Genomic DNA, 23,628 nt, shown 5'->3' with positions numbered 1-23,628 from the left:
TAATGTAATCGCCATCGGGCGTGCGCACCTGCAACTCCAGTGGTTCTGATCCGCCACGCCTCTTGATCCATTTCGAAATGTGGTGCGATATGAAGGAGCTGACACCTATGACGTTGTCCGCGTAGCCAACAACAGCAAGCGCCGCGATAAGGCTCGCCCCTACATCAAGTTTAGGCTCAGCGGGCGTTCGAATCAGTCTCGCTCCGGCAGATGCCGCCCCATCTCCATCGGCTTCCATCTCGGAGATGAGGCCTGCGGGCCCAAATATGGTGAGGGAGCTCATGGCGGACTCCGTAGACAAGTAATGCAACCCGACCGATGACCACCCCTCCTAACGACCGTATGTCGTGCAGCTGATGATCGCATGTGGATAACACAGAGGAGCAGGCCCATGGCCGCCCTCGGCCTCACCGGATGAATCCGGACAGACCTCCATCACGCAAGGGACGCTGGTCCCGGGGTATGGGGTATACAACGTGTCTCTCTAGGGCCCATCTCAAGGATGGATGATCCCTGAAGCGAACCAGTCGTGAAGTGTGGACTCCGCCCCTTCCGGGAGATCGTTGACGAAAACCACGGCCAGGCCGCGCTGGGCTCGCGAGCAGCACACGTAGAACAGGTTGCGTGAGCGCTCGGTACGGTCGGGTTTGTCGGTGCCTGCAAGCATCTTGCCGATGTTGTACCTGTTCCAGGCGCTGTCGTCGACCACCACCACGACGTTCTCGAATTCGTCGCCCTTGACACCGTGCTGGGTTGAGAACGGGGTGAGTTCGTCGATGAAGTGTGTGACGCTGATGACTTCCCGGTAGGAAACGTTGCGGAGGTTGTTCGAGAAATCCGCTCGTCGCTGGTCGCGCTCATCGAGACCCGTTGCGGTTCTGCGGCGTTCGAGGTCTTTGAGCTTTCCTGGCGTGGCGAGGAGGTGGCCGTCGCCCATCAGGTCGAGCACGTCGCCGATGGTGCCGCTCGTACGTACGGCGTCGAGTGCACGGATGGCCTGACTGATGGCGCGTTTGTCAGAGTGACGGGTAATCCGTGTCCGTCCCTCGTCCAACAGGCTGGTCAGCTCAGCGAAGTCGTTGTTGCGGAAGGCCGTGCTCACGGCCTCGACGCGCGTCAGGTACTGGATGTAGGGCTCATTGCGTGCCATGAGGTCGTCGGGGCCGTACCGGCTCAACTTTCTGTACTGTTCGAGGAGGTTGGCGTACTCCAGTGTGCCCGCGATCCTGCGGTGAGTGAGCAGGAGATATTTGCTGTTCTCCCGAGTCCAGCCGTCCTGGGCAAGTGATGCTTCGGCGGCGGTGAGTCGCTCAGGGCCGGCTGGGGTGCCGGTGTTGAGGAACAGGTGGACCTCGCCTGTCTGCTGGTCGCCGATGGCGTCCTGGATGAGGTCGGGACGCATCCGGTTGAGCACCTCGACGACGGGAGGTGAGCACCGGTAGTTCTCGTGCTTGGTGATCTCGGTTAGGAGGCCGGGGCGTTTCACCGCTCCGACGCCGGACTCGTAGATCTTCTGCATGGAGTCGCCGAAGAGGCCGACCACGCAGTTCTCGTGGCCGGCGCCCGCCAGGTGGTCCAGCAGGAGCTGGATCGTCTTGGGTGAGGTGTCTTGGTACTCGTCGACGAAGATGATGGGGTACTTGCTGGCGATGATGCGTATGAGCTTGGGGTGTGCTGTGACGAGGCGGAGCGACAGCGCGATGACGTCGTCGTGGGAGATGCGCCCTTCGCTCAGCCTGCGCCCGCGGTCGGAGTACTCGATCACTGGGGGAGCGGTGACGTCATCGAGGTCTTCGGGCTTGTTCAGGTCCTTGTTGTAGTCGAGGATCTGCAGCCAGAGCTCACGCTGGTAGGGCTGGATGGCACTCCAGAGGAATTCGTGGATGGTGCCGACGTCGACGAGGGGGTCCGCGGCGATGCGTTCGTGGATCTTCTTCTTGGCGACGTTCGTGTATGTAATGCAGGCGATCCGCCGACCGTGTGCCTCCAGGTCTGTGCGGTGGTGGTTCAGGAGATGCTGCAGGGTGCGGACCAGGGTGGTCGTCTTGCCGGCGCCGGCTCCTGCTTCGACGAGGAAGCTGCGCCGGGCCTCCATCTCCGTGACGACGGCTTCGAGGGTGTCTAGGCGAGCCACTGCAGCCCTTCGGCGATGTAGCGGGGAACAGCCCAGTCCTCCAGGAGCATGACGTCGAAGGCGAAGTCCGTCTTGTGGTCGCTGAGTTGCTGTGCGATGTCGTAGGCCTTGGCTTCGATGTGGTCAGCGGTGGGGTCGGCCCCGACCTCCTTGACGAAGGCCGCCTTCAGAGCGAGCTGGCGGAAGTCACGCGCGAGGGGTTCTGCGTTGGCGATGATGAAGGCATCCTCGAAGCTCCGCGCGCAGACTCCCGAATCTCTCTCCGGGATCTGGTAGGCGACGCGGACGTGTCCCTGCTCCTTCTCGGCCGGGTCGGTGGCGAGCAACTTGGCGATGCCGGACTTTGCAGGCAGCCAGTTCTTGAGCGTCTGGTTCGAGGTGACCGTCTGCCCTTGGCCGGGTGGGCAGGCCTTGCGGTGTTTGGGGCATACGGAATCAATGTCGGTGATGACGAGGGTCTTGACGTTCAGGAAGGCGAGCAGTTCCCGGAAGCGGACGGCGTAGGCGTCGCCGACCTCGATGACCGATACGTACTGGTGCAGCAGCGCCTTGGCGCAGCGTCGGACCATCTCGGGCAGCAGCAGGCGTTCCGCGGTGCCCTCGATAAGGATCACCTTGTCGGCGAAGAACATGTCGCACCGGTGCAGGACCATGTACTGGCGCAGGAAGCGCAGGGTCTCGTCGCCCTGCGGGGTGGCCTTGACGTTTGCCTGGAAGGTCGAGAGGTCCTTGACCGTGAGCTGCGGATCGGAACGGTCGAAGTAGCGCACGGTTTGGAAGCCGCTGCTGGCGACGATGTGGGAGGAGTGCGTGGTGATGAACACCTGCACCTTCCAGCCCGTCTTGCGGTCGATGAAGTCCTGGATGTTCTTGATGAACGTCTCCTGCATCTGTGGATGCAGATGGGCTTCCGGCTCCTCTATGAACAGCACCTGCAGCGCCGGCTTGGGTGTGGTGCGTTCGTAGGTCTGGTGAAAGCTGATGACCTGCAGGATCGTGAAGATCAACTTGCTGTAGCCCAGCCCGTTGTGCCCTTCGGGAAGGTGGAAGTCGTCGTCCCCGGACGGGTACTGGATGCGGGTACTTCCGCGCAGGATGCCTGAGGCCTCGATGAGGGAGACGATGCGGGGCTTCTGGACGGGGGTGATGGTGCCCACCCCGAAGGTGCGCAGGTCCTCGAAGATCGGGTCGAACAGCGTGGCGTAGTTGTCGTCGAGCTGCTGCGAGGCGGACGCCAGAGCGGTCTCGATCTGCTCGATGCTTTGGTGACGGTCCTCTTGCCCGCTGTTGACTTTGTAGTAGGCCTCGAACGTCTTCGACAACGTGCGGGCCTTGTCGGTCGGCGTGTCGTCCACCTTGGTCTGCGCGTAGACGAACTTCACCGACAGGATGGATTCGGCGGCGCCGCGCTTGATCTCCTTGCGGACGTTCTCGTCCAAGGGACTGACCGCTCGGTAGGCCGGGGCGAAGTAGTCCGAGACGTTCTTGCGCAGCCACTTGATGCGATCGAACGGCTTCCGCTGGCTGGCCGACCAGAAATCCTTGAGGAAGTCGTGCGGGCGGGCAACCTCCAGAGCCGCCTCGATCTTGACCTCGAAGCAGGCATCGTCCAGGTCGAGGATCACACCCGTGAGCGGCGCGAGGTCGTCGTCTTCCGTGTACTCGATGGTAAGGACCAACCGGATGGCCGGGACGAGGTCGTACGCCTTGGCCAGCAGGTCCTCGCTCGTCTCCGTGTCGCCCTGGTCAGCGTGCGTCTGTGCCTCGCCGAAAATCTGCCGCGCTTGCTCGATGTCGGCGATACGGCAGGTGGAGAAGTCCTCCAGGACAAACCTCGTGTCCTCCTCACCGAAGAACTTCTCGAAGAGATTGACGAACGATGTCTTGCCGCTGTTGTTGCGTCCGACAATCAGGGTGGCCTTCGGATCAACCCGGACGTCCACTCTCTCCAAGGCGCGAAAGTTGATCACTTCGGCACGGGTCAGCTGCATCTTACTCCCGACATCGTCCCCAACCCAGCTCCCGGGGCGACATATGCCTGCAACTACCGAGAGTCAGAGCAGTATCTGATACGGAAGGGACGGAGATCCCTACTTGGCTCAAAGTGGTCAGTGATGCGAAAAACTACGTCCAGTTCGGTCCTGGCCGGTCACTCGGTCGTTGATCCCGCCCAGGTGCCTTCACGTGCGTACAGGCGGTGGGTACGGGACGGCGCTGCCAGTCCGTTGCAGGCGTCCGGGCTCACCGACCACTGCGGGGAGGGCGTTCCCGTGACAGCCGTACCGTAGCCTCCGACGGCCGGCTCCGCTTCGGGCACAGCGGATCGGGTCGTATGCCAAGGCTTTCTAGGACAGACGGCGGGGCGTCTGCGATCCACTCGCCGACCGCCAGCAGGGAGGCCGCTCCGGTCAGAACCGCGTACGCGGTCAGTGCGGGTACGACGGCCCGAGCGTGCCGCACGCCGCGCGGATCTCGGGGATCGGGCACCTCGGCCAGTCGCTCCAGCAGGCCCGGGATCTCCTCGGCGTGGACCGGCAAGCTCACCCGCGCCTACCGGCCGCAGACCAACGGCAAGGTCGAACGCTTCAACCGCACCCTGCTCGACGAGTGGGCCTACCTGCGGCCCTACACCAGCAACACCGAACGCACAGAGGCCCTGGCAGACTTCCTGCACACCTACAACCACCACCGCTGCCACACCGCACTCGGCGGCCAGCCACCGATCAGCCGCGTGAACAACGCTGCTGCTCGATACAGCTAGAACCTGCGACGGAAGGCTGTGGCCAGGATGTCTCCCTCTCTGAGCGTGGGCCTGTGCCGTCTCGTGATGCGCCGTGCTGCAGTCGGTGATCCATTCATAGCCCGGCAGGACCGAGAGAGAGGCACACCGGACTGTCTTCATGTCCGGAAATGGTTGTGCGCGAGTCCCCCCACATTGCCTGGCGTGCAGCGGCCATGGATCCTGAAAGGCTTGCCACAGTGGTAGGCGTTTGGGGGATGTGATGGCCCGCCCGGCAGTACGAGATGGCAGGGATCCCAAAGCCGTCCGTGACACTCGCGTTTTGATCGACTGTCTGCAGGAGCTGGTGCGGGGCGCCGTCTCCAAGACCATCCGTGACTGTGCCAAGTACCCGGAAACGGTGTGGCTCGCGGACGCTCCCGATGGGACCGTGCGCCGTGCTGTGGACGCTGATCCTCGCATCATGGTGGTCAAGCACCGTCCGCCCCAAGAGGCACCGCGGCTGCCGGCGATCCTGCATGGCAGGGTGTCCGCCGAGGCCGCCGCCACCGCCGGGCCGCAACCTCCCGGCCTGATCGACAACACCCCGAGTGACCGTCAAATGGCCGACGACCAGGCGGTTGTGGAGGAGAACCAGCCGGCACTGGAGGGCGGCAGCTCCGAAGAGCGCAAGGCGTACGAGACGTGGGCCGGCAAGTGGATGCGATGGTCGCAAGAAGAGCTGGCGGCCGAGCCGCAGCGGCGGCTGCACCAGCAGTTGTACCGGATAGCCAAGAAGATCGAGCAGGACAGTGACACCTTCGAAGTAGTCCTGGCCGTAGGTCTCTTGCAACTCGGAGCCGGTCGTCCCTCGGCCCGGGTTCGCCGGCACATCGTGACAACACCGGTGACCCTCACCGTTGAACCGGCATCGATCAACGTGACCGTTTCTCTGGTTCCGGAGCACCCCGGCCGTCTGGAAGACACCGACTTCCTCAGCGAGTCCGACGGCTACACGTCGGAGTTGCTGGGGGTCGTGCGCTCCGCTGTCGAGGACGTCCCCTTCCACCCGCTGTCGGACCGGGCGGCACAGGCCGTGCGCTCGTGGGCGCAGCGGGCTTTCGGAGTCGACCGCGTGCTCCCGTTCGACCCCACCGGCCAGCACCCCGACCTCACCGCTGAACCCCAGACGCGGTCCCTGCATCTCGCGCCCGCACTCGTCCTGCGCGAACACAGCCAGCGCTCCGTCCTCGGCTTCTACGAGAGCATCGCCCGAGCGCTGAAACGTCCCGGAGCACAAGCGCCTTTGGGACTGGCGCAGCTGCTGTATGACCTTGAACCGGAGCACCGGACGGCCTGGGGGAGCAGGAATGGCTCTGTGCCGCCAGCACTGGGACCGGATCCGCTGTTCCCGATGGTCACCAACGCTGCCCAGCGCGATGTCCTGGACCGGCTGCAGCGCGACACCAGTGTCGTGGTCCAGGGCCCGCCGGGCACCGGAAAGACACACACCATCAGCAACCTGATCGCCGCACTCCTCGCGGACGGCAAGCGAGTCCTGGTCACCAGCGCGAAGAGCCAGGCCCTGAACGTGCTGCGCGACCAGCTACCGTCCAAGCTGCGCAGCATGTGCGTGATCCAAGGCGATCAGTGGCAGGGCGGTAACTCCGATCTGAGCCAGTCGCTGGGAGCATTGGCCCACCTGAACGCGACAACGAACCTTGCTCGGCTCCAACAGCGCATTGACGACCAGCAGACGCAGCGGCACCAGCTCATGGCAGAGCAGGCCAAACTCCAAGACCGCCTGCGTCAGGTACGCGAGGTCGAGTGGTACGAGCATCCCGAGATCGCGCCGGGCTACCGAGGGCGGCTTGACGACATCGTGCAGGCCGTGGAAGACGGCGCAGCCGAATATCAGTGGCTGCCGCCCCTGGATGTCCAGGCCCCACAGATCCCGCCACTGACCACGGACGAAGCTGAGCGACTGTGGCTGCTCGTCACCCAGCATGGTCCCGGCATCCTGGACGCCCGCATCCAGTACTGCCCGGACCCGGCCACCCTGCCAGATCCGATGGAGGTTTCCCACTGCATCACGGAACTTCAAGGAGCCGAGGAAGCCGTCGGCCGCGAGCCGGTCATACCGCTGGCGCAGGAACTGGCGGACCACGGTGACGCGCGGCTCATTGTGCTGGAAGCGCTCCTCGACCGAGCTCAGCAGGCCCTGCAGAGGGTAGGGCTGTCCGCGGACCCCACCTCCTGGCAGGCGGATATCTGGTCCACGCGCGCGCTGCAGGACGGCATCGCTCAGCGATGGCAGCAACTGTGGGACAGCATCCGAAACGCCTCACAGCGTGCACAGCAGACCCACGACGAGATAGCCGCTGCCTCCTTCCCGGAAGTAGAGATCCCCCGCCTCTCCGAAAGCGAGGAGAAGGAACTCCTGATCGCGGGCCGCAAGCTAGAGCAACACGTCCTGCGCACCGGAAAACTGAACACGCGATGGCCCCGGCCGGCCGTCGTCAAGCAAGCCCGATTCCTCCTCGAACAGTGCCGGGTGGAAGGCATGGCGCCAGCCGGCCGAGAGCACATCACCGCGGTCGTACGGCAACTGGAGATGCGCGCCCACGCCCGCACCCTGTGCGGCCGGTGGACCGGCGTCGGATCGGCCGTCGGACAGGACACCACCGAACTGATGACGTCCGAGCTCCTGGACAGGGCCGTCATCCTGCAAGCCATCGACACCTGCGTGGAGGTCATCCGCCAGGTCCACGCAACCCTGCTGGCCGACGGAATCCAGACACCGGTCACGACCGCCGAGCAGTGGCGCGACATCCGCCAGGCCACGGCCCAGGCCCGCCAACTCATGCACGTCAGCACCGCAACACAACGCTTCGAAGAACTTCTCAAGAGCCTTCCGCCGCCCCACCCGCATGGCGTCGACGAGCTGCAGCGCGCGGCGGATGCCGTAGCGGCCCGTGATGAGCAGGCCTACGCACAGGCGGTGGACGCACTGGCTGCGGCATACCAGCGTGAGGCAGACCGGCGCGAGACCGGGAAACTCTTCGAGTGCCTCGCCGAGGCCCACCCCGAACTCGCCAAGGACTTCGTCGGCGATCCCCTCGCCCCGCACTGGCGCTCTCGGTTCGCCGTGCTTCCCCAGGCCTGGGCGTGGCGGCAGGCGCAGGCCTTCCTCGACACCCACTTGCTCCCGGGACGCGAAGAGCAGCTCGAAGGCGAACTGACCCAGATCCAAACCCGGCTGCACGACCTGGTGGAACAGCTGGTCTGCGACCGCGCAGCACTCCATTGCGTCAGCCGCATGACCACCAAGCACAAACAGGCCCTGGCTGCGTATGCCAGCGCCGTGGCCAACGCAGGCCAGGGAACCACCGAATACGGCAGACGCCACCAGCGTCACGCGCGCTCAGCCATGCAGACAGCGCAAGGAGCGGTACCGGCGTGGATCATGCCGCTGAACCAGGTAGCGGAAACGATCAGTCCAGAGCCGGACTCCTTCGACGTCGTCATCGTCGATGAAGCGAGCCAAGTGGGCCTGGACGGCCTGCTGTTGCTCTGGCTCGCACCCCGCATCATCGTCGTCGGCGACGACCGGCAGTGCGCCCCGTTCTACAGCGGCAGCAAGCATGACCGGATCACCCAGATCTTCGACGAGCGCATGGCCGGCCTCGAACCCTGGCAGCGCGAAGGCTTCGACCCCAAGTCGAACCTGTACGAACTGCTGCAGTCCCGATTCACCGAAGTGATCCGTCTCACCGAGCACTTCCGGTGCATGCCGGAGATCATCAAATGGTCCTCCATGCAGTTCTATCCCGACAACCAACTGGTCCTGCTGCGCCAGCACGGCTCCGACCGACTCCCGCCCCTGAAGGTCGTCCACGTGCCCGAAGGGCACTGCGAAGGACGCCGCGACAAACTCATCAACCGGCCCGAGGCAGAGGCCGTCGTCAACGAACTGCACCGCCTCACCCAAGACCCCGCCTACGCAGACCGCAGTATCGGCGTGATCATCCTGCGCCACGGAGACCAGACCCGACTGGTACAGGACCTCGTCGACCAGCGCATAGACGTGTCGGCACGCGAACGCCACAGCATCCTCGTCGGTACACCGGAGCAGTTTCAGGGAGACCAGCGCGACGTCATCCTCCTGTCGATGGTCGTCGACGGAGCCAACGTCATCGCCGCGACCGGCCGCAACAATGAGCGACGCTTCAACGTGGCCGCCAGCCGGGCCCGCGACCAGATGTGGCTCTTCCATTCCCTGACCGTCGACCAGCTCAGCAGCAAAGACCTGCGCCGCTCCCTGCTCACCTACATGGTGAGCCCGCCCCCGCCCTACACACACCCCCACCAGCCCGCCCACGTCAGCGCAGACCGACACTGCGCGCCCTTCGACTCGCTCTTCGAGCAGCGCGTCTTCCTGCGCATCAAGGAACGCGGCTACGACGTAGTACCCCAGTGGGAAGTCAACGGAAAACGCATCGACCTCGTCGTCACCGGAGGCCACGGACGCCTCGCAGTTGAGTGCGACGGAAGCCCTCACCACTCCACCCCGAAACAGATCCACGACGACGCCGAGCGCGAGCGGGAGCTTCGCCGCGCCGGCTGGACGTTCTGGCGCATACGCAGTAGCGCCTTCGCCCTCTCACCAGACGAGGCCATGGAACCCCTGTGGGAACGCCTGACCGAGCTGGGCATCCATCCCCGCACGGTCCGCGAGTCATCCATCGATGACGCGCCGACTGACATGCCCTGGGCTCCGGTCGGCCTGGCCGAGGCCGAACCCGACGAAGACGCGGACCCCTACGACGGCGAGCCGGACGAAGACAGCGAGGAACACTGACATGGACAACTACGACGACAGCACCCTCGAAGAACTCGCCGCCATGGTCTGCGGTGACGAGCCGGGCATGAAACGCCGCGCGGGCTGGGAACTCGCTCCATTCCTCCGCCGGGCCGGCTGGGAAGACGTGCCCGACCACGACGGAAGCCCTCGCCACCGCTGGGTCCACACCATCCTGCGTGAACGACAGGAAGACCAGACAGGAGACACCGAGCGCGTCATCCTGCGCCTGGCCAACCGACGGGAATACCAACAACAACCTGCCGACTACGACGCCGTCATCCAGCGCCTCCAGGAAGTCCTCGCCCTCGAAGGCCTCCGCATCGACTACCGCAAGGGGCAGCCCTTCCTCATCGAGTACGACCCCGACGAACCCCCTCGCCCCCAGCGCGTGGAACTGAAGGTGGCCATCACCGACATCGTCTCCGATCCCGACCTGGCCCCCGCCGTTCAGCTACGCCTCGACGAAGCCCGCATCTGCCAAGAACACGGCGCCTACACCTCCGCCGTCATCATGCTCGGGAGCCTCCTCGAAGGCGTCCTCGTCCATGCTGCCGACGTCAGGACTGCAACCGTGCCGCTGACCCGCCCCGCCCGCGACACCCGGCTGCAGGACCTAATTCAGCACGCCCACACCAACCAGTGGATCGACCAAGACGCAAAAATGGCCTCGGACCTGCTACGGACCTACCGCAACCTGGTCCACCCCCTCGCGGAAAAGCGCGCCAAACACAGCGCAGACTTCGACACCGCCGACCTCTGCTGGTCCACAGTAAACGCCGTGCTCAACGACCTGGCAGCAAGCCACCCTCATTAAAGAGTACCGGGGGGGATCTTGCTGGGAGGCCTCCTCCTCTGCACTCTGCCCTGTTCGGCGGAGTCATCCAGGGGCGGGAGTCTCGGCGTGGCGCTCCTGCTATCCCGCGGGTTGCGAAATCCGCGGGTACGTAGATCATCGCATCGATTGGCCCGACTCTGGGAACCCCGCCGCCTGCGATTCCGCCTGTTCTCCGCGGCCGCCCAGTTCGTCACCACCGGCCGGCACAGGATTCTCCGCCTCACCCAGCACTGGCCCTGGACCGGCGAGATCACAGACGCCCTCGAACGGCTCGCGCTCTTGGCCACCCCCGGCTGACCAGCAACCCCCACCTTCCCGGCGACAGCATCACCCATCCCCGGCAGTGGAACCCGGCGTCCACCCGACGCGACAGCCGGGCCGTCGGCCTGCCCACCATCAGCTCCGGAAAGCGAAAGGGTCCGCCGACTCCGTCGGCGGACCCTCACGAAAGATCGAGGCTCGAGATCTTCAATGGCTGAGGTTACGGCGGTTGGAAGTCGAATCCGGTCTTGGCGATGAGGCCCTCGATGAGGTGGGGTCGGTACTGCATCCGTTTGAGCCGGGTCTTCACCAGTACGGTGAGCTCGTCGAGGCTGTGTTGGCCAGGGATCTATTCAGGTGCGACCAGACGCCCTTGACCGGGTTGAACAGATCAGTGCTGCCATCGAGACCCGCTTGGTGCCCGCGGCGGTGACCTTCACGACCGGAGTGCGGCCCCGGCGGCCCCAGGTTCGGCCCTTGGGCGGCCTCAGGCCCTGACCTGCCTCGTCCTCAAAGCACAGCCAGGCGCCCAGGTCCGCCGCCCTCTTTTTATGACGGGCCACTGCTCGTCCTTCCACGTGGCGATCCTCGGCTCGTCCCGCTCGGTGGCCTTGCGGCTCGGGACCTGCACGCTCCAGCGATGCGGTGCAGGAGCAGGTCCAGCCTGGCCAGGGTGTACTCGACCCCGAAACTGCAGCGCAATATCTCGCCGATGCGGGCCAGCGTCCAGCACTGGTCACTCCAGCCGGAGGCGGCAGGCCCGGACTTCAACACCGGCTCCAGAAGATGCAGTTGACCAGCATCGAGTTTGCAGCGGCGCCGCCGGGACCTTTGGACACCAGCCCTGGCGGCCGCCCGAGACCAGTGCCCGGCCCCAGCGGTTCGCCGACATGCGGGTCACCCCGAACCGCCGGGCTACCTCCCGTTCACTGGCCCCCGCCTCGATCAAGTCGGCTGCCGCGAAACGGACTTGTTCACGCCGATCGCGCTCGTCGGCCGTCAGTCCACCGCCATCGGGATACCTCACTCTTCCGGCATAGCGGAGCCGACACCAACCGTCACGACCCGACGTAACCCGCACCGTTAAAGATGTCCGCCATTTCGCGACGAGTGAGAATGCCTTGGCCAGGTCGTGGCCGGAGCAGTACTGCTTCCTCTCTGTGACGCGTGCGAGCCCTGCCTGCAACGCTGTAACCGGAATTCTTGGTGGGCAGGTCACGCTCTGAACGCGTCGGACTATTCGTTGACTGTTGATGACCTGCCTGTACCCGAGTCGATGTCCCGGGCGAGCTGTTGGGAATATCCGGCGAGGAGTTTCCGTAGGTCGGCGTAGTGTCGAAAGGTATTTGGCCGGACGAGGTTATACCAGGTGGTGTTGCGGCGCAGGGCCCATTCGCGCTGCACGTGTCGAGGCTGTTCGGCCTCGATGGGGCGTGGGGCGAAGAGGTGCTCGCCTTGTGTGACCTGTACCCAGATGTAGACGGAGGCGTCCTGGCGTTTGCGGTCGCCGACCGGTGGCCGGATGGGGCCGGGAAGCGGTGGCAACTCGCTGACCAGGGCGTCCCATTCGTCCGGAGGAAGGGCCCAGTCCCTGAGCGCCTCGCGTCGGCGCTGGTAGTCGATGAGTGGTCGCCGGGGTGCTCGGAGTTCGGCACCGAGCTCGCGGAGGACTCGTTCGAACTCGGCTGGACTGCGTCCTGCGCGCTCCCAGCGTTTGAAGTCGGTGTTGGTTCTGAACCGCACCAGGCTTGGGGTGATGCCGAGGTAGGCCGCGGCCTCGTCGAGGGGTCCGCCTATGGCCCACTGGACGAGCCGGACTGCAGCGGTTCGGCGTAGCACCTTCGGGGCAATGCCGGTAATAGGTGCGAAGTATCTTTCATACCAGTCCAGTTCCAGGTATGCGGGGATGTGTTCTGGTCGGTAGTCGTCCCGCAGTGGTGCTCGGAATCCCTGTGGGCCGCCGATTTTGCGGTAGGTGCGGGTCAGGGGTTCGGCTGCGTCTCGGAATCGTGGTGAGCACGAGTTTTCATGTCGGGCGTAGATGCGTACCCAGGGCGTACGTGTCGGCCGTTCCCCGGGGGTGTGGACGAGGTGGGAAAGGTGTTCGGACAGATCGTCTGCTTCGAGTAAGGCGTGTGCGGCGCGTAGGAGTCCGGCACAGGCGATCGGGTCACGGGGCGGTACATCGCGCAAGCGAGAGTGCTGCAAAACGTTGCTGGTACTCGAATTCCCTGAAGCGGAGTGGACGTACGCGGCCACATGCCCGGCGAAGGTGGTGTCGAGAAGGTGTTGCCCTACTGGCCAAGTAGTAGCGATCAGTGCGGTGGCCAGCCGGAGATCAGTGAAGTACTCGGATGCGTCCGAGGCCGGAGTCAGCGGTTCTAGGCGGGCAAGCAGGGACTGCTGGAAGCGAAGGATGTCCGGTGTTGGGTGTGGCCGACGGTAAGGATCTGTAGCAACTCGCTGATCGAGTCTGCCGCCGCAGGCGCGGGACTTTCGTTTCCGGGTTGGGGTGCCGATCGTCCACCGGCATTGCGCTGGGTGCAGGGTGTGATCGTTGGCCCGCTCAATCAGGCGCCCTGATATGGCGCGCGGCTGCCCACAGCGCGGGCAGCTTGCTTCCAGATAGGTCTGGTGTTCTACGCAACTGAAGACAAAGGGTAGGTGCCATAGCTTGCGCCAGGGACCGCCGTGGAATCGCTGGGCTGGGGTGCAGTCGCCCGCCAGACAGGTGGGGCAATACCGTGGGGAGCCGACGAAGAGCCATGGGTCCGGCCTCTGTCCCGGTCCCGGTCCGGACACGGACGACCAGGCGATGGGGGGATACCGGTCTCGCCACTGTGCCAGTGTTAGTGCCGACACTTCCTCGGCTGTCTGGCGGGTCAGTCGGGCGAATCCTTGGGCCTCCGGCCCGGTGAGATTCAGCAGCAGACTGCCTGGGATGTGATGGGCTTGGACGCGATCGGTCCAGCCCGCCGCACGGATCAGTTGCAGAGGCGGGAGGCTGAGGCGATGCCCTAGCCGAAGCAGGTAGCTGACAAGGGACTCTCCTGAGGCAGGTTCGAGACTCCGGGGCAGTGGATGCATCGTGGCTTCTCCGTCAGGCGCCCGCGCGGGCAGCCGGGCCAGGGTCATCGAAAACGGTGTTCCGGGGTCGTTTCGCCTGCGTGGCCTTCTTGACGGCGGTCCGCGGGGCGGCCGGGATGACGGGCTCGTCCGGCGGCTGCTCGGGCTCGTCCCGCCGGAGCACGATCTCGTCCAGCAGGCTCTCGTCGATCATTTCTTTCCCGGAGTCCATGGCTTCCTGGGCGCCGTCTTCGAGCAGGCGTCCCAGCAGGCCGATGACACCGCCGGTGCGACGCATCAAGTACTCCGGCATACCGCCGCCGGTGAGCATGCCCTGCGTCGCGTTCATCAGCCGCAGGTGCTTCTCGATTCCCTTCAGGTGATTGACGAAGGCCGCGATCTGTTTCGGGGTGGTGTAGCGGAACCGGTCGATCTCGATGAGCTCGAAGCGGTGTTCCGTCTGGGTGACCTCCAAACCGTGGATGCGGGTCGACTCCAGCGGTGGCATCTCCCATTGCCGGGTCTTCTTGTTCCACTTGGCCTCACGCAGCAGCCCGATGCCGGAGATGTTGACGCCGGTCAGGATCAGAGTGACGTCCAGGCTCATAAGGGCCCGCATCAGGTCGAGGACATCCTGGTCGTCGGCTCTGTGCATCCGCAGCCGGCTGATGTCGTCCAGAATCAGAGCTTTGACGCCATGGTCGTAAAGGGAGTCGGCGACCTGCCGTACCAGTTCCGGCAGCGTGGCCGACTTGCGCGTCGGGGCCCGGAAGAAGCCTAAGATCGACGTGCAAAGGCTTTTCGGCGTTGCTGTCACCGGGGTCGAGACATAGACGACCGGTGCGTGGAGATCGCGGGTGCCCGGCAGAGCCTGGGGGTTGAGGTGGCTGTGGAGTTCAAGCCACTGCTTTTCGAAGACGGCCCCGGCTGAGCAGACAGACGCGGTCTTGCCGTAGTTGCCCCAGCCGCTGATCATGACGCCGGCGCGGGTCGGGTCGTTCTTCTTCCTCGTGTTGCCGCTCAACCGGCGCCGGATCAGCTTGCCGACCTTGTCATGCATGGGGGTGTCCTGCAGCGGGAGGTTCGCGTTCGTCAGCTCCCGGTAGAGGTCGTAGTCGTACCGGCGGCTCTCAGGGAGCATCGACCACTTTTGCGGGGAGATCGTCGGAGCGGGGACGAGTAGGTCGTAGTGGGTGCGGTAGTGCTGCCAGCCAACGTAGGTGTCGAGGGGCGGGCGGCTGCCCAGGATCAGCTCGGCGATCCTGGCTCGTGAAGGCAGACCGTCCAGCGGATCATCGTGAGAGAGGGCTCGGGTCACGTGTGGTCCTCCTGGACAGGTGTATCGGCTTCCGAGTCGTCGGGGGGCGGAAGCCGGAACATGGGACGCCGGTTCAGGGCCTCGTGCAGCGTTGCCGGGGCCACGGGCTTGACGTCGGCGAGGGCTTCTTCGCGTCGTCGACGGCGGTCGGCGTCTACCGCGTGGTCGATCGTGCGGGCGTGCTCGGCCCAGGCCGCGGGCATCTCAGCCGGAGCTAGCTCATCCGCGATGGCGGATGCGGCGGGGCGGTCAGCGGCCGCAGCCTGTGCGCGGGTGATCTCGCGGGCTTGGGCGACGCGCTGCTTCTTTCCGGCCTTCCTCTTGGCCTGGCTGGGCCATTGGTCGACTGGGGTGACCGAGCCGAGGATCCCGAGCAGATGTTCCAGGAGCTCGCTCTCGGAATGGATCCTGATCTTGTTCGCCCTCACGCGTGTCAGCAGGGCGTCGGCAGTCTTGTCCGAGAAAGCAGGGATCTCACCTTCGGGCGGCAGTCCTCTCCAGCGCAGAATGTGCCAGGTCTCGTGGTCGGCAGGGTCCTGGAAGAACACCTGCCGGCGGTCCCTCCGGTCACTGCGGACAACCCACTTGCCCGCGTGTTTGCCGCCTCGGGCGGAGGGTTGCTGGAAGCGCGGCTCGTCGAAGACCGGGTGGTGATACCACAGCCCGAGGATCTTCACCCCGCGACGAGGATGGATCTTCACATGGTGTTTGCGCAGGACCTTGTAGTAGAAGCTCGGTTCGGGGAAGTCCAGGTCGAAGCCGCCCTGTTCCATCGCGGCAGCGAACAGGGTGTTGGGGCTGTGGTCTTCACCCGGCGCCCAACTCGGGGCGTATTCGCCTAGTTTACGGTTCTGCCAGATCTGGACGATCCAGGTCGCGATGATGTGCTCGGCTTGCGCGAGCGTGAGGCTCGCATCGCGTTCCGGGTCGGCCCCGCGGTCCGCGACGTCACCGCCGGTGAATCCCAGCAGGTGCTCGAAGAGCATGGTCTGGATGGTGAGGAACTGGCGCTCGACCGCGAACTTGTCGGTCTGCCGCAGGACGCGAGCAGGCAGGATCCGGCAGCCGATCTCCGTTTCGGCTTCCACTAGGTCGTGATTCTTGTAGGGGCCGCCGTGGTCGGTGGTGACCGTCTCCGGGGCAAAGAACGGCAGAGCGGCGACCCGGTGCCCGGTGAACTCGGCGATCACCTCGGCCGGCACCCCTGCGTAGGGCCATTCCATGTCCTCGCCCCAGCCGTCCCGCATCGGAAGCGGCAACATCACGTCCCGCAGCAGCATCGCGATGTCGACCGAGGTGTCGGACTGGAGCGTGAGCCGGAAGGCCGGCAGCCCGTGCGTGTAGAGATCGAGTGCGAGGGTCAGCGTCGCGGTGATCGCGTCGCCGAACACGGTCTCGCGCAGCTTCACCGGCATCGGGGTCGAGTCCAGCACCAGAACCTGGCCCGGCCTGTGGACCACCACCCGGCCGGAGACCCCGGCCTCCGCGGCCGCCTCCGCCGTCCGCTCGTAACGCGGCCGGGCTCCGCCGGGCCCGAACCACTCCTTCCAGACGGCCGCGAGCGTCCAGCGTGAAGGGATCTTCTCAGTGGGAAACGTCGGGAACCGCTCACGCATGTACTGGTGCATCAACCGGTGCTTGGCACCCTGGCTCAAGCGGGCGCGTGGGCCGCACTCGGCCTTTACTGCGAAGATCGCCTCCCGGACCTCCTTCGTGATGGTGCGGTGCCCGCTGCGTCGCCGCGTCCAGCGCCCGTCCGCGCAGGCCAGCAGGAGACTGTCGCCCGCCAGTCCCGACAGACGTACCAGCGTCCGGTAGCTGAGGTGCTGCAGACCGCACCGGACCGCCTCCGGACGGGGCATCGCCTCTATCTCCGCAGCCTTCGCGTACCGACGCTGAGTCAACGTCGTGCGGTCCGGGTCGTAGGCCGGTCGGGGCTCACCCGGCAGGGCCCGAGCCGGGTGGCCCTCCCGGAACCCCGTCTCGGTCTCCAGCACGTGCGCCGCCCGCAGCCGGGCCCGCTCTAACTGGTCCTTGGTCAAGTCGGCCAGTGTCCTCGGCTGCCGGGCGACCGGCGGCGGGCGCCCTGACTCGACTGCCGGAAGAAGCCGCAGGTCAGCATGGTTGATGAGCCAACGGAACGAGCGGGTCTCCGCGCGGCCGTCGTCATCCACGAGGACGAGCCGGCCGAGTTGACCGTGGACGTCGTCAACCGTCCACTCGACGCCATTGAGCGCGACCCGCCTACCCGGCGCGATCTGCAAGAATCCCCTCGCTGCCATCACACCGCCCAGATCAGTGAGCTGTGGCGCAAGGGACTGCCCAGGTCAACGCCGAGTTCGCGGTGCCAGAGCAGCCGGACGATGTTCGCCCGGCCAACGGAAGGCACGCTGGTCGCCTCCGCCAGGTCGGAGAACGTCATCGCCTGCCCCTTCTGCCCGCTGATAGCGGTGAGCAGCTGCTCGCGCATGCCGAGAAGGTCCCTCGCCGGCCGCCGGCGCGAGGACAGGTGGTCAAGGACGCTCCAGACATGCGGTCGCCAGCCCGCGACCACCGAGTACCGCCAGCCGCAGGCAGCCGCCACTTCCCTGGCCGCCGCGAACTTCAGCGCGTCCTCTTCCTTGATCAGCTCCATCGGGCGGACGTCCAGCAACCACATCCCACCGCCGATCACGGCCAAGAAGTCCGGGATGTGCCAGGCGCGCCCGCCCGCATGCTCGAAATCAAGCCGGAACGGCTGCGACAGCACTTCCGATGCCCTCAAGAAGTCCAGCGCGACCAGCAGGCTCGCTTCCTTCAGCGACTCGAAGCCATGCTTCCCGCCCGCTGACGCCATCGCCTCCAGGCCGGGGCGGTGCCGCTGCTTCGCCCGCCACGTGAACCCCCGCATCGGCCGGGACGACATCACCGGTACGTGAGCCATGTCCCGGACCGGCCAGCAGACCTCGTCGGCGCCCACCTGCCACGTCGAACTCCACCGACGCGGCCAGTCGTCCCCGAGCCGCAGCCGATCCCGCAGTCCGGCGTCCCCGTCGTACGCCGTGACAAGGTGGTCCAGCTGACTTGAATCCGACGGGATCTTCGCTCTCGCTGCCTCGCCCACTCATCCAGAGAAGCACCACTCGACCGGCGACGGGGGCGTTTCGCTGGTACTGCCCGCAACACAGCGTGACGGGACCAAGATTTGCCAACCAGCGTTCTCCATGTGCCAACTAAAAATCTCCGTCGCAGGCGGTCGCGGGACCGTTCCGGGCATGCATTGCATAAACGTGCAACGAAACGTATAGTCATGCCATCCAGGAGGAGGGTTTTCCATGGTGGTACGTGCGGCGGTGGCCGGAGCGAGCGGGTATGCGGGCGGTGAGCTGCTGCGTCTGCTCCTGACACACCCCGAGGTCGAGATCGGTGCCCTGACCGGCAACTCCAACGCCGGGCAGCGGCTGGGCGCGCTCCAGCCGCATCTGCTGCCGCTGGCCGACCGCGTACTGGAGCCGACCGCGCCCGAGGTGCTCGCCGGGCACGACGTCGTCTTCCTCGCGCTGCCGCACGGCCAGTCCGCCGCCGTCGCCGAACAGCTCGGCGAGGAGGTGCTCGTGATCGACATGGGCGCCGACTTCCGGCTGGAGGACGCCGCCGACTGGGAGGCGTTCTACGGCTCCCCGCACGCCGGTACCTGGCCCTACGGCCTGCCCGAACTGCCGGGTGCCCGCGCCGCGCTGGAGGGGTCCAAGCGCGTCGCGGTGCCCGGTTGCTACCCGACCGCCGTCTCCCTCGCCCTCTTCCCGGCGTACGCCGCAGGCCTCGCCGAGGCCGAGGCGGTGATCGTCGCCGCCTCCGGGACCTCCGGCGCCGGCAAGGCGGCCAAGCCCCACCTCCTGGGCTCCGAGGTCATGGGCTCCATGTCCCCGTACGGCGTGGGCGGCGGGCACCGGCACACCCCCGAGATGATCCAGAACCTCAGCGCGGCGGCGGGCGAGCGGGTCTCCGTCTCCTTCACGCCGACCCTCGCGCCGATGCCCCGCGGCATCCTCGCCACCTGCACCGCGAAGGCGAAGCCCGGCGTCACCGCCGAGTCCGTGCGAGCCGCCTACGAGAAGGCCTTCGCCGACGAGCCCTTCGTCCACCTCCTGCCCGAGGGCCGGTGGCCCGCGACCGCGTCCGTCCTCGGTTCCAACGCCGTCCAGATCCAGGTCGCGTACGACACCGCCGCCGACCGGATCATCGTGATCAGCGCCATCGACAACCTGACCAAGGGCACCGCGGGCGGTGCCGTCCAGAGCATGAACATCGCCCTGGGCCTCGACGAGGCCACCGGGCTGACGACGATCGGAGTTGCGCCGTGAGCGTGACGGCAGCGAAGGGATTCACGGCGGCGGGCATCGCCGCCGGGATCAAGGAGAACGGCAACCCCGACCTGGCCCTCGTGGTCAACAACGGTCCCCGCCGCGCCGCCGCCGGCGTCTTCACCTCCAACCGCGTCAAGGCGGCGCCCGTGCTCTGGACCGAGCAGGTGCTCAAGAGCGGGCAGCTGTCCGCCGTCGTCCTCAACTCCGGGGGCGCCAACGCCTGCACGGGACCGAAGGGCTTCCAGGACACCCACGCCACCGCCGAGAAGGCGGCCGAGGTGCTGGGGACGGGAGCGGGCGAGATCGCCGTCTGCTCGACGGGACTCATCGGCGTACTGCTCCCCATGGACAAGCTGCTCCCGGGCGTGGAGGCGGCCGCCGGCCGGCTCTCCGAGCACGGCGGTGAGAAGGCCGCCATCGCCATCAAGACCACCGACACCGTCCACAAGACGTCCGTCGTCACCAAGGACGGCTGGACCGTCGGCGGCATGGCCAAGGGCGCCGGAATGCTCGCCCCCGGCCTCGCCACCATGCTCGTCGTCCTCACCACCGACGCCGACCTCGACGCCGAGGTGCTCGACAAGGCCCTGCGGGACGCGACCCGGGTCACCTTCGACCGGGTCGACTCCGACGGCTGCATGTCCACCAACGACACCGTGCTGCTGCTCGCCTCCGGTGCCTCCGGGGCCACGCCCGGGTACGAGGAGTTCGCCGAGGCCGTACGGACCGTCTGCGACGACCTGGGCCAGCAGCTCATCCGCGACGCCGAGGGCGCCAGCAAGGACATCAAGGTCGAGGTGGTGGGCGCCGCGACCGAGGACGACGCCGTCGAGGTGGGCCGCTCCATCGCCCGCAACAACCTCCTCAAGTGCGCCATCCACGGCGAGGACCCCAACTGGGGCCGCGTCCTCTCCGCGATCGGCACCACGAAGGCCGCCTTCGAGCCCGACGAGCTGAACGTCGCCATCAACGGCGTCTGGGTCTGCCGGAACGGCGGCGTCGGCGAGGACCGGGACCTGGTCGACATGCGTTACCGCGAGGTCCACATCGTCGCCGACCTCGCCGCCGGTGACGCCACCGCCACCATCTGGACCAACGACCTCACCGCCGACTACGTCCACGAGAACAGCGCCTACTCCTCATGACCAGCACCCGCAAGCACACCGCGCTGCCCAAGGCGCAGATCCTCATCGAGGCGCTGCCCTGGCTGACCCGCCACCACGGCAAGACGGTCGTCATCAAGTTCGGCGGCAACGCCATGGTCGACGAGGACCTGAAGGCCGCCTTCGCCCAGGACGTCGTCTTCCTGCGCCACGCCGGCCTCAAGCCCGTCGTCGTGCACGGCGGCGGTCCGCAGATCAGCCGCGCGCTCGACCGGCACGGCATCGTCAGCGAGTTCAAGGCCGGCCTGCGCGTCACCACCGAGGACGCCATGGACGTCGTACGCATGGTGCTCGCCGGACAGGTGCAGCGCGAGCTGGTCGGGCTGCTCAACCGGCACGGCCCGCTCGCCGTCGGCCTCACCGGCGAGGACGCGCACACCCTCACCGCCACCAAGCACCGGCCCGAGATCGACGGCGAGTTCGTCGACATCGGACGGGTCGGCGAGATCACCGACATCGACACCGGCGCGATCGAGGCCCTGCTCGCCGACGGCCGCATCCCGGTCGTCTCGTCGATCGCCCGCAGCCAGGACGACCACCATGTCTACAACGTCAATGCTGATACGGCGGCTGCGGCACTCGCTGCTGCACTGGGCGCCGAGACCCTCATGGTCCTCACGGACGTCGAAGGACTCTACGAGGACTGGCCCCACTCCGACGAGGTGATCAGCCGCCTCACCGCGTCCCAGCTCGAGAAACTCCTGCCGGAGCTGTCCTCCGGCATGGTGCCGAAGATGGAGGGCTGTCTGCACGCCGTACGCAACGGCGTGACCACCGCCCGCGTCATCGACGGCCGGGTCCAGCACTCGATCCTGCTGGAGATCTTCACGGACGAGGGCATCGGCACGATGGTCGTGCCCGACGAACAGGGGGAGTCGTGACCAACGCAGAACTCACCGCACGGTGGCAGGGCGCGCTGATGAACAACTACGGCACGCCGCGCCTGCCCCTCGTACGCGGCGAGGGCCCGAAGGTCTGGGACGCCGAGGGCACGGAGTACCTCGACCTCGTCGGCGGCATCGCGACCAACGCACTCGGCCACGCCCACCCGGCGATCGTCGAGGCCGTCAGCCGGCAGATCGGCTCCCTCGGCCACATCTCCAACTTCTTCATGGCCGAGCCGACCGTCGCCCTCGCCGAGCGGCTGCTCCGGCTCTTCGGCCGGGACGGCAGGGTCTTCTTCTGCAACTCCGGCGCCGAGGCCAACGAGGCCGCCTTCAAGATCGGCCGGCTCACCGGGCGGACCCACGTCGTCGCCACCGAGGGCGCCTTCCACGGCCGCACGATGGGTGCCCTCGCGCTCACCGGGCAGCCCGGCAAGCGGGAGCCGTTCCAGCCGCTGCCCGCCGACGTCACCCACGTGCCCTTCGGCGACGCGCAGGCGCTGGCCGCCGCGGTCACCGAGGAGACGGCCCTGGTGATCATCGAACCCATCCAGGGCGAACTCGGTGTCGTCGTCCCGCCCGCCGGCTACCTGAAGGCGGCCCGTGCCATCACCGCCGCCACCGGCGCGCTGCTCGTCCTCGACGAGGTGCAGACCGGCATCGGCCGGACCGGGCACTGGTTCGAGTACCAGGCCCACGAGGGCGTCCTGCCGGACGTCGTCACCCTCGCCAAGCAGCTCGGCGGCGGCCTGCCGCTCGGCGCCACCGTCGCCTTCGGCCGCGCCGCCGACCTGCTCCGGCCCGGCCACCACGGCACGACCTTCGGCGGCAACCCGGTCGCCTGCGCCGCCGGACTCGCCGTTCTCGACACCATCGAGGACGAGGGGCTGCTGGAGAACGTCAAGCGGCAGGGCGAGAAACTCCGCGACGGGATCGAGGGGTCCGGCCACGCCTTGATCGACCATGTCCGGGGCTCGGGCCTCCTCCTGGGTATCGTGCTCACCGAGCCGCTCGCGCCCCGGGTGCAACAGGCGGCTCAGGACGCCGGATTCCTCGTGAACGCGCCCGCTCCCGATGTCGTACGGCTGATGCCGCCGCTGAACCTCGGGGACGACGCGGTGGACGCCTTCCTCGAGGCGCTGCCCGGCATCCTGGACCAGGCCGGTACGGCGGGCGGGGAAGGACGATCCGGAGAATGAGACGACGATGAGCCAGGAGCAGGACCAGGGTCAGCAGGCCGGGCCTGCCGTGCCGCAGACGCGCACCGCACGCCACCGCCGGATCGTGGACATCCTCAACCGGCAGCCGGTGCGGTCGCAGAGCCAGCTCGCGAAGCTGCTCGCGGACGACGGGCTGAGCGTCACCCAGGCGACGCTGTCGCGGGACCTGGACGAGCTGAACGCGGTGAAGATCCGCAACAACGACGGTGACCTGATCTACGCGGTGCCGAGCGAAGGGGGGTTCCGCACCCCCCGGGCACCGCTGGGGGAGTCCGCGAAGGAGGAGCGGATGCGGCGGCTCTCCCAGGAGCTGCTGATCTCCGCGGAGGCCTCCGCGAACCTGGTGGTCCTGCGGACCCCGCCCGGTGCGGCCCAGTTCCTGGCCTCGGCCATCGACCAGGCGGAACTCCACGACATCCTCGGCACGATCGCCGGCGACGACACGCTGCTGCTGATCAGCCGGGAACCGACGGGAGGTCAGGCCCTGGCGGACCACTTGCTCCGCCTGGCCCAGAACGGCCACTGAGCGCTCCGCGGGTCACTCAGGTACGCCCCCCCCGCAGGCCGTCCGTGGCCGGTCGCGCGGTTCCCCGCGCCCCTGGGGGAGTTGTGGTACGGCCGGCCGAGTACTCGCGTTCCCGCGGCTGTGGTCTGCCGGCTGCGGGCCGTCCGTGGCCGGTCGCGCGGTTCCCCGCGCCCCTGGGGGAACCGCGGTACTCCCGACTGGGAGGCCCCGCAGCCGCAGGCCCTGCCCGCAGCCGCGGGCTCCCGCCCCGCAGCCGCGGGCAGTCGTGCCGCTGGGGCGGCACGGGTGGGCG

Annotated in this window: 16 protein-coding genes and 3 pseudogenes; 9 read left to right on the top strand and 10 right to left on the bottom strand. The window is 66.8% G+C overall.

Annotated elements, in window-relative coordinates; genetic code table 11:
- Window positions 1-496: 496 nt before the first annotated feature.
- The 3 genes from B7767_RS04855 to B7767_RS04845 form a co-directional block, all read right to left on the bottom strand.
- Window positions 497-2,134, bottom strand: a complete 1,638-nt coding sequence (locus B7767_RS04855; RefSeq protein ID WP_085571023.1) for an ATP-dependent helicase — start codon at window positions 2,132-2,134, stop codon at window positions 497-499.
- On the bottom strand, window positions 2,122-4,125 hold the full coding sequence (locus B7767_RS04850; protein ID WP_085571022.1) for an ATP-dependent endonuclease: 2,004 nt from the start codon (window positions 4,123-4,125) through the stop codon (window positions 2,122-2,124). Before B7767_RS04850 ends, B7767_RS04855 begins: the two co-directional genes overlap by 13 nt.
- A 250-nt stretch (window positions 4,126-4,375) precedes the next feature.
- Window positions 4,376-4,594: a transposase family protein gene (locus tag B7767_RS04845; RefSeq protein ID WP_256923321.1), complete on the bottom strand. Its 219-nt coding sequence runs from the start codon at window positions 4,592-4,594 to the stop codon at window positions 4,376-4,378.
- A gap of 76 nt (window positions 4,595-4,670) precedes the next feature.
- Between B7767_RS04845 and B7767_RS04840 the strand changes: the two are divergent.
- The 4 genes and pseudogenes from B7767_RS04840 to B7767_RS44380 all read left to right on the top strand — a co-directional run.
- A pseudogene (locus B7767_RS04840) lies at window positions 4,671-4,895 on the top strand (integrase core domain-containing protein); the annotation flags it as partial.
- A 301-nt stretch (window positions 4,896-5,196) separates the two neighbouring features.
- Window positions 5,197-9,714 (top strand): AAA domain-containing protein, encoded by a 4,518-nt coding sequence (locus tag B7767_RS04835; RefSeq protein ID WP_256923320.1) that lies wholly within the window; start codon window positions 5,197-5,199, stop codon window positions 9,712-9,714.
- A gap of 1 nt (window position 9,715) precedes the next feature.
- Window positions 9,716-10,531, top strand: a complete 816-nt coding sequence (locus tag B7767_RS04830) for a hypothetical protein (RefSeq protein ID WP_085571021.1) — start codon at window positions 9,716-9,718, stop codon at window positions 10,529-10,531.
- Window positions 10,532-10,681: 150 nt separating this feature from the next.
- Window positions 10,682-10,849: pseudogene (locus B7767_RS44380) on the top strand (IS1380 family transposase); the annotation flags it as partial.
- A 513-nt stretch (window positions 10,850-11,362) separates the two neighbouring features.
- Here the strand turns inward: B7767_RS44380 and B7767_RS47780 are convergent.
- From B7767_RS47780 to B7767_RS04800, 7 genes and pseudogenes are all read right to left on the bottom strand, one after another.
- The gene (locus B7767_RS47780; protein ID WP_256923319.1) at window positions 11,363-11,587 is read right to left on the bottom strand and encodes a winged helix-turn-helix domain-containing protein; all 225 of its coding nucleotides are present in this window, start codon (window positions 11,585-11,587) and stop codon (window positions 11,363-11,365) included.
- The gene (locus B7767_RS47775) at window positions 11,550-11,840 is read right to left on the bottom strand and encodes a helix-turn-helix domain-containing protein (RefSeq protein WP_256923318.1); all 291 of its coding nucleotides are present in this window, start codon (window positions 11,838-11,840) and stop codon (window positions 11,550-11,552) included. The genes B7767_RS47780 and B7767_RS47775 overlap by 38 nt, the downstream gene beginning before the upstream one ends.
- A gap of 209 nt (window positions 11,841-12,049) precedes the next feature.
- Window positions 12,050-12,652, bottom strand: a complete 603-nt coding sequence (locus B7767_RS47770; protein ID WP_256923322.1) for a hypothetical protein — start codon at window positions 12,650-12,652, stop codon at window positions 12,050-12,052.
- A gap of 795 nt (window positions 12,653-13,447) precedes the next feature.
- Window positions 13,448-13,900 (bottom strand): annotated as a pseudogene (locus B7767_RS47765) (TniQ family protein); the annotation flags it as partial.
- Window positions 13,901-13,913: 13 nt separating this feature from the next.
- Window positions 13,914-15,197 carry a TniB family NTP-binding protein gene (locus tag B7767_RS04810; RefSeq protein ID WP_085571020.1) on the bottom strand — a complete coding sequence of 428 codons (1,284 nt, stop codon included), beginning with the start codon at window positions 15,195-15,197 and terminating at the stop codon, window positions 13,914-13,916.
- Window positions 15,194-17,479, bottom strand: coding sequence for a transposase (locus B7767_RS04805; protein WP_085571026.1), 2,286 nt, complete (start codon window positions 17,477-17,479; stop codon window positions 15,194-15,196). Before B7767_RS04805 ends, B7767_RS04810 begins: the two co-directional genes overlap by 4 nt.
- A complete protein-coding gene (locus B7767_RS04800; RefSeq protein WP_256923317.1) occupies window positions 17,479-18,156 on the bottom strand; it encodes a TnsA-like heteromeric transposase endonuclease subunit in 678 nt (225 codons plus the stop codon). Before B7767_RS04800 ends, B7767_RS04805 begins: the two co-directional genes overlap by 1 nt.
- Before the next feature lie 355 nt (window positions 18,157-18,511).
- Here B7767_RS04800 and argC point away from each other — a divergent pair, with 355 nt between their 5' ends.
- From argC to B7767_RS04775, 5 genes are read left to right on the top strand one after another with little or no spacing between them, the layout of a single operon-like run.
- On the top strand, window positions 18,512-19,540 hold the full coding sequence (argC, locus tag B7767_RS04795; RefSeq protein WP_085571018.1) for an N-acetyl-gamma-glutamyl-phosphate reductase: 1,029 nt from the start codon (window positions 18,512-18,514) through the stop codon (window positions 19,538-19,540).
- Window positions 19,537-20,688 carry a bifunctional glutamate N-acetyltransferase/amino-acid acetyltransferase ArgJ gene (gene argJ, locus B7767_RS04790; RefSeq protein ID WP_085571017.1) on the top strand — a complete coding sequence of 384 codons (1,152 nt, stop codon included), beginning with the start codon at window positions 19,537-19,539 and terminating at the stop codon, window positions 20,686-20,688. Before argC ends, argJ begins: the two co-directional genes overlap by 4 nt.
- Window positions 20,685-21,587, top strand: a complete 903-nt coding sequence (gene argB / locus B7767_RS04785; protein ID WP_085571016.1) for an acetylglutamate kinase — start codon at window positions 20,685-20,687, stop codon at window positions 21,585-21,587. The genes argJ and argB overlap by 4 nt, the downstream gene beginning before the upstream one ends.
- Window positions 21,584-22,789 carry an acetylornithine transaminase gene (locus B7767_RS04780; protein ID WP_085571015.1) on the top strand — a complete coding sequence of 402 codons (1,206 nt, stop codon included), beginning with the start codon at window positions 21,584-21,586 and terminating at the stop codon, window positions 22,787-22,789. Before argB ends, B7767_RS04780 begins: the two co-directional genes overlap by 4 nt.
- 7 nt (window positions 22,790-22,796) lie before the next feature.
- Window positions 22,797-23,336, top strand: a complete 540-nt coding sequence (locus B7767_RS04775) for an arginine repressor (protein WP_073933707.1) — start codon at window positions 22,797-22,799, stop codon at window positions 23,334-23,336.
- Window positions 23,337-23,628: the final 292 nt, after the last annotated feature.

This window comes from Streptomyces sp. 13-12-16, assembly GCF_002114215.1.
GTDB lineage: Bacteria > Actinomycetota > Actinomycetes > Streptomycetales > Streptomycetaceae > Streptomyces.
The sequence above is the reverse complement of the archived record's forward strand: the minus strand, read 5'-3'. Positions and strand labels throughout refer to the sequence as shown.

Excerpts from the sequence above, each read along its gene's own strand:
- B7767_RS04850 (WP_085571022.1), bottom strand. The coding sequence starts at position 4,125 with ATGCAGCTGACCCGTGCCGAAGTGATCAACTTTCGCGCCTTGGAGAGA.
- B7767_RS04830 (WP_085571021.1), top strand. The coding sequence starts at position 9,716 with ATGGACAACTACGACGACAGCACCCTCGAAGAACTCGCCGCCATGGTC.
- B7767_RS04805 (WP_085571026.1), bottom strand. The coding sequence starts at position 17,479 with ATGGCAGCGAGGGGATTCTTGCAGATCGCGCCGGGTAGGCGGGTCGCG.
- argC (WP_085571018.1), top strand. The coding sequence starts at position 18,512 with ATGGTGGTACGTGCGGCGGTGGCCGGAGCGAGCGGGTATGCGGGCGGT.
- argB (WP_085571016.1), top strand. The coding sequence starts at position 20,685 with ATGACCAGCACCCGCAAGCACACCGCGCTGCCCAAGGCGCAGATCCTC.
- B7767_RS04775 (WP_073933707.1), top strand. The coding sequence starts at position 22,797 with ATGAGCCAGGAGCAGGACCAGGGTCAGCAGGCCGGGCCTGCCGTGCCG.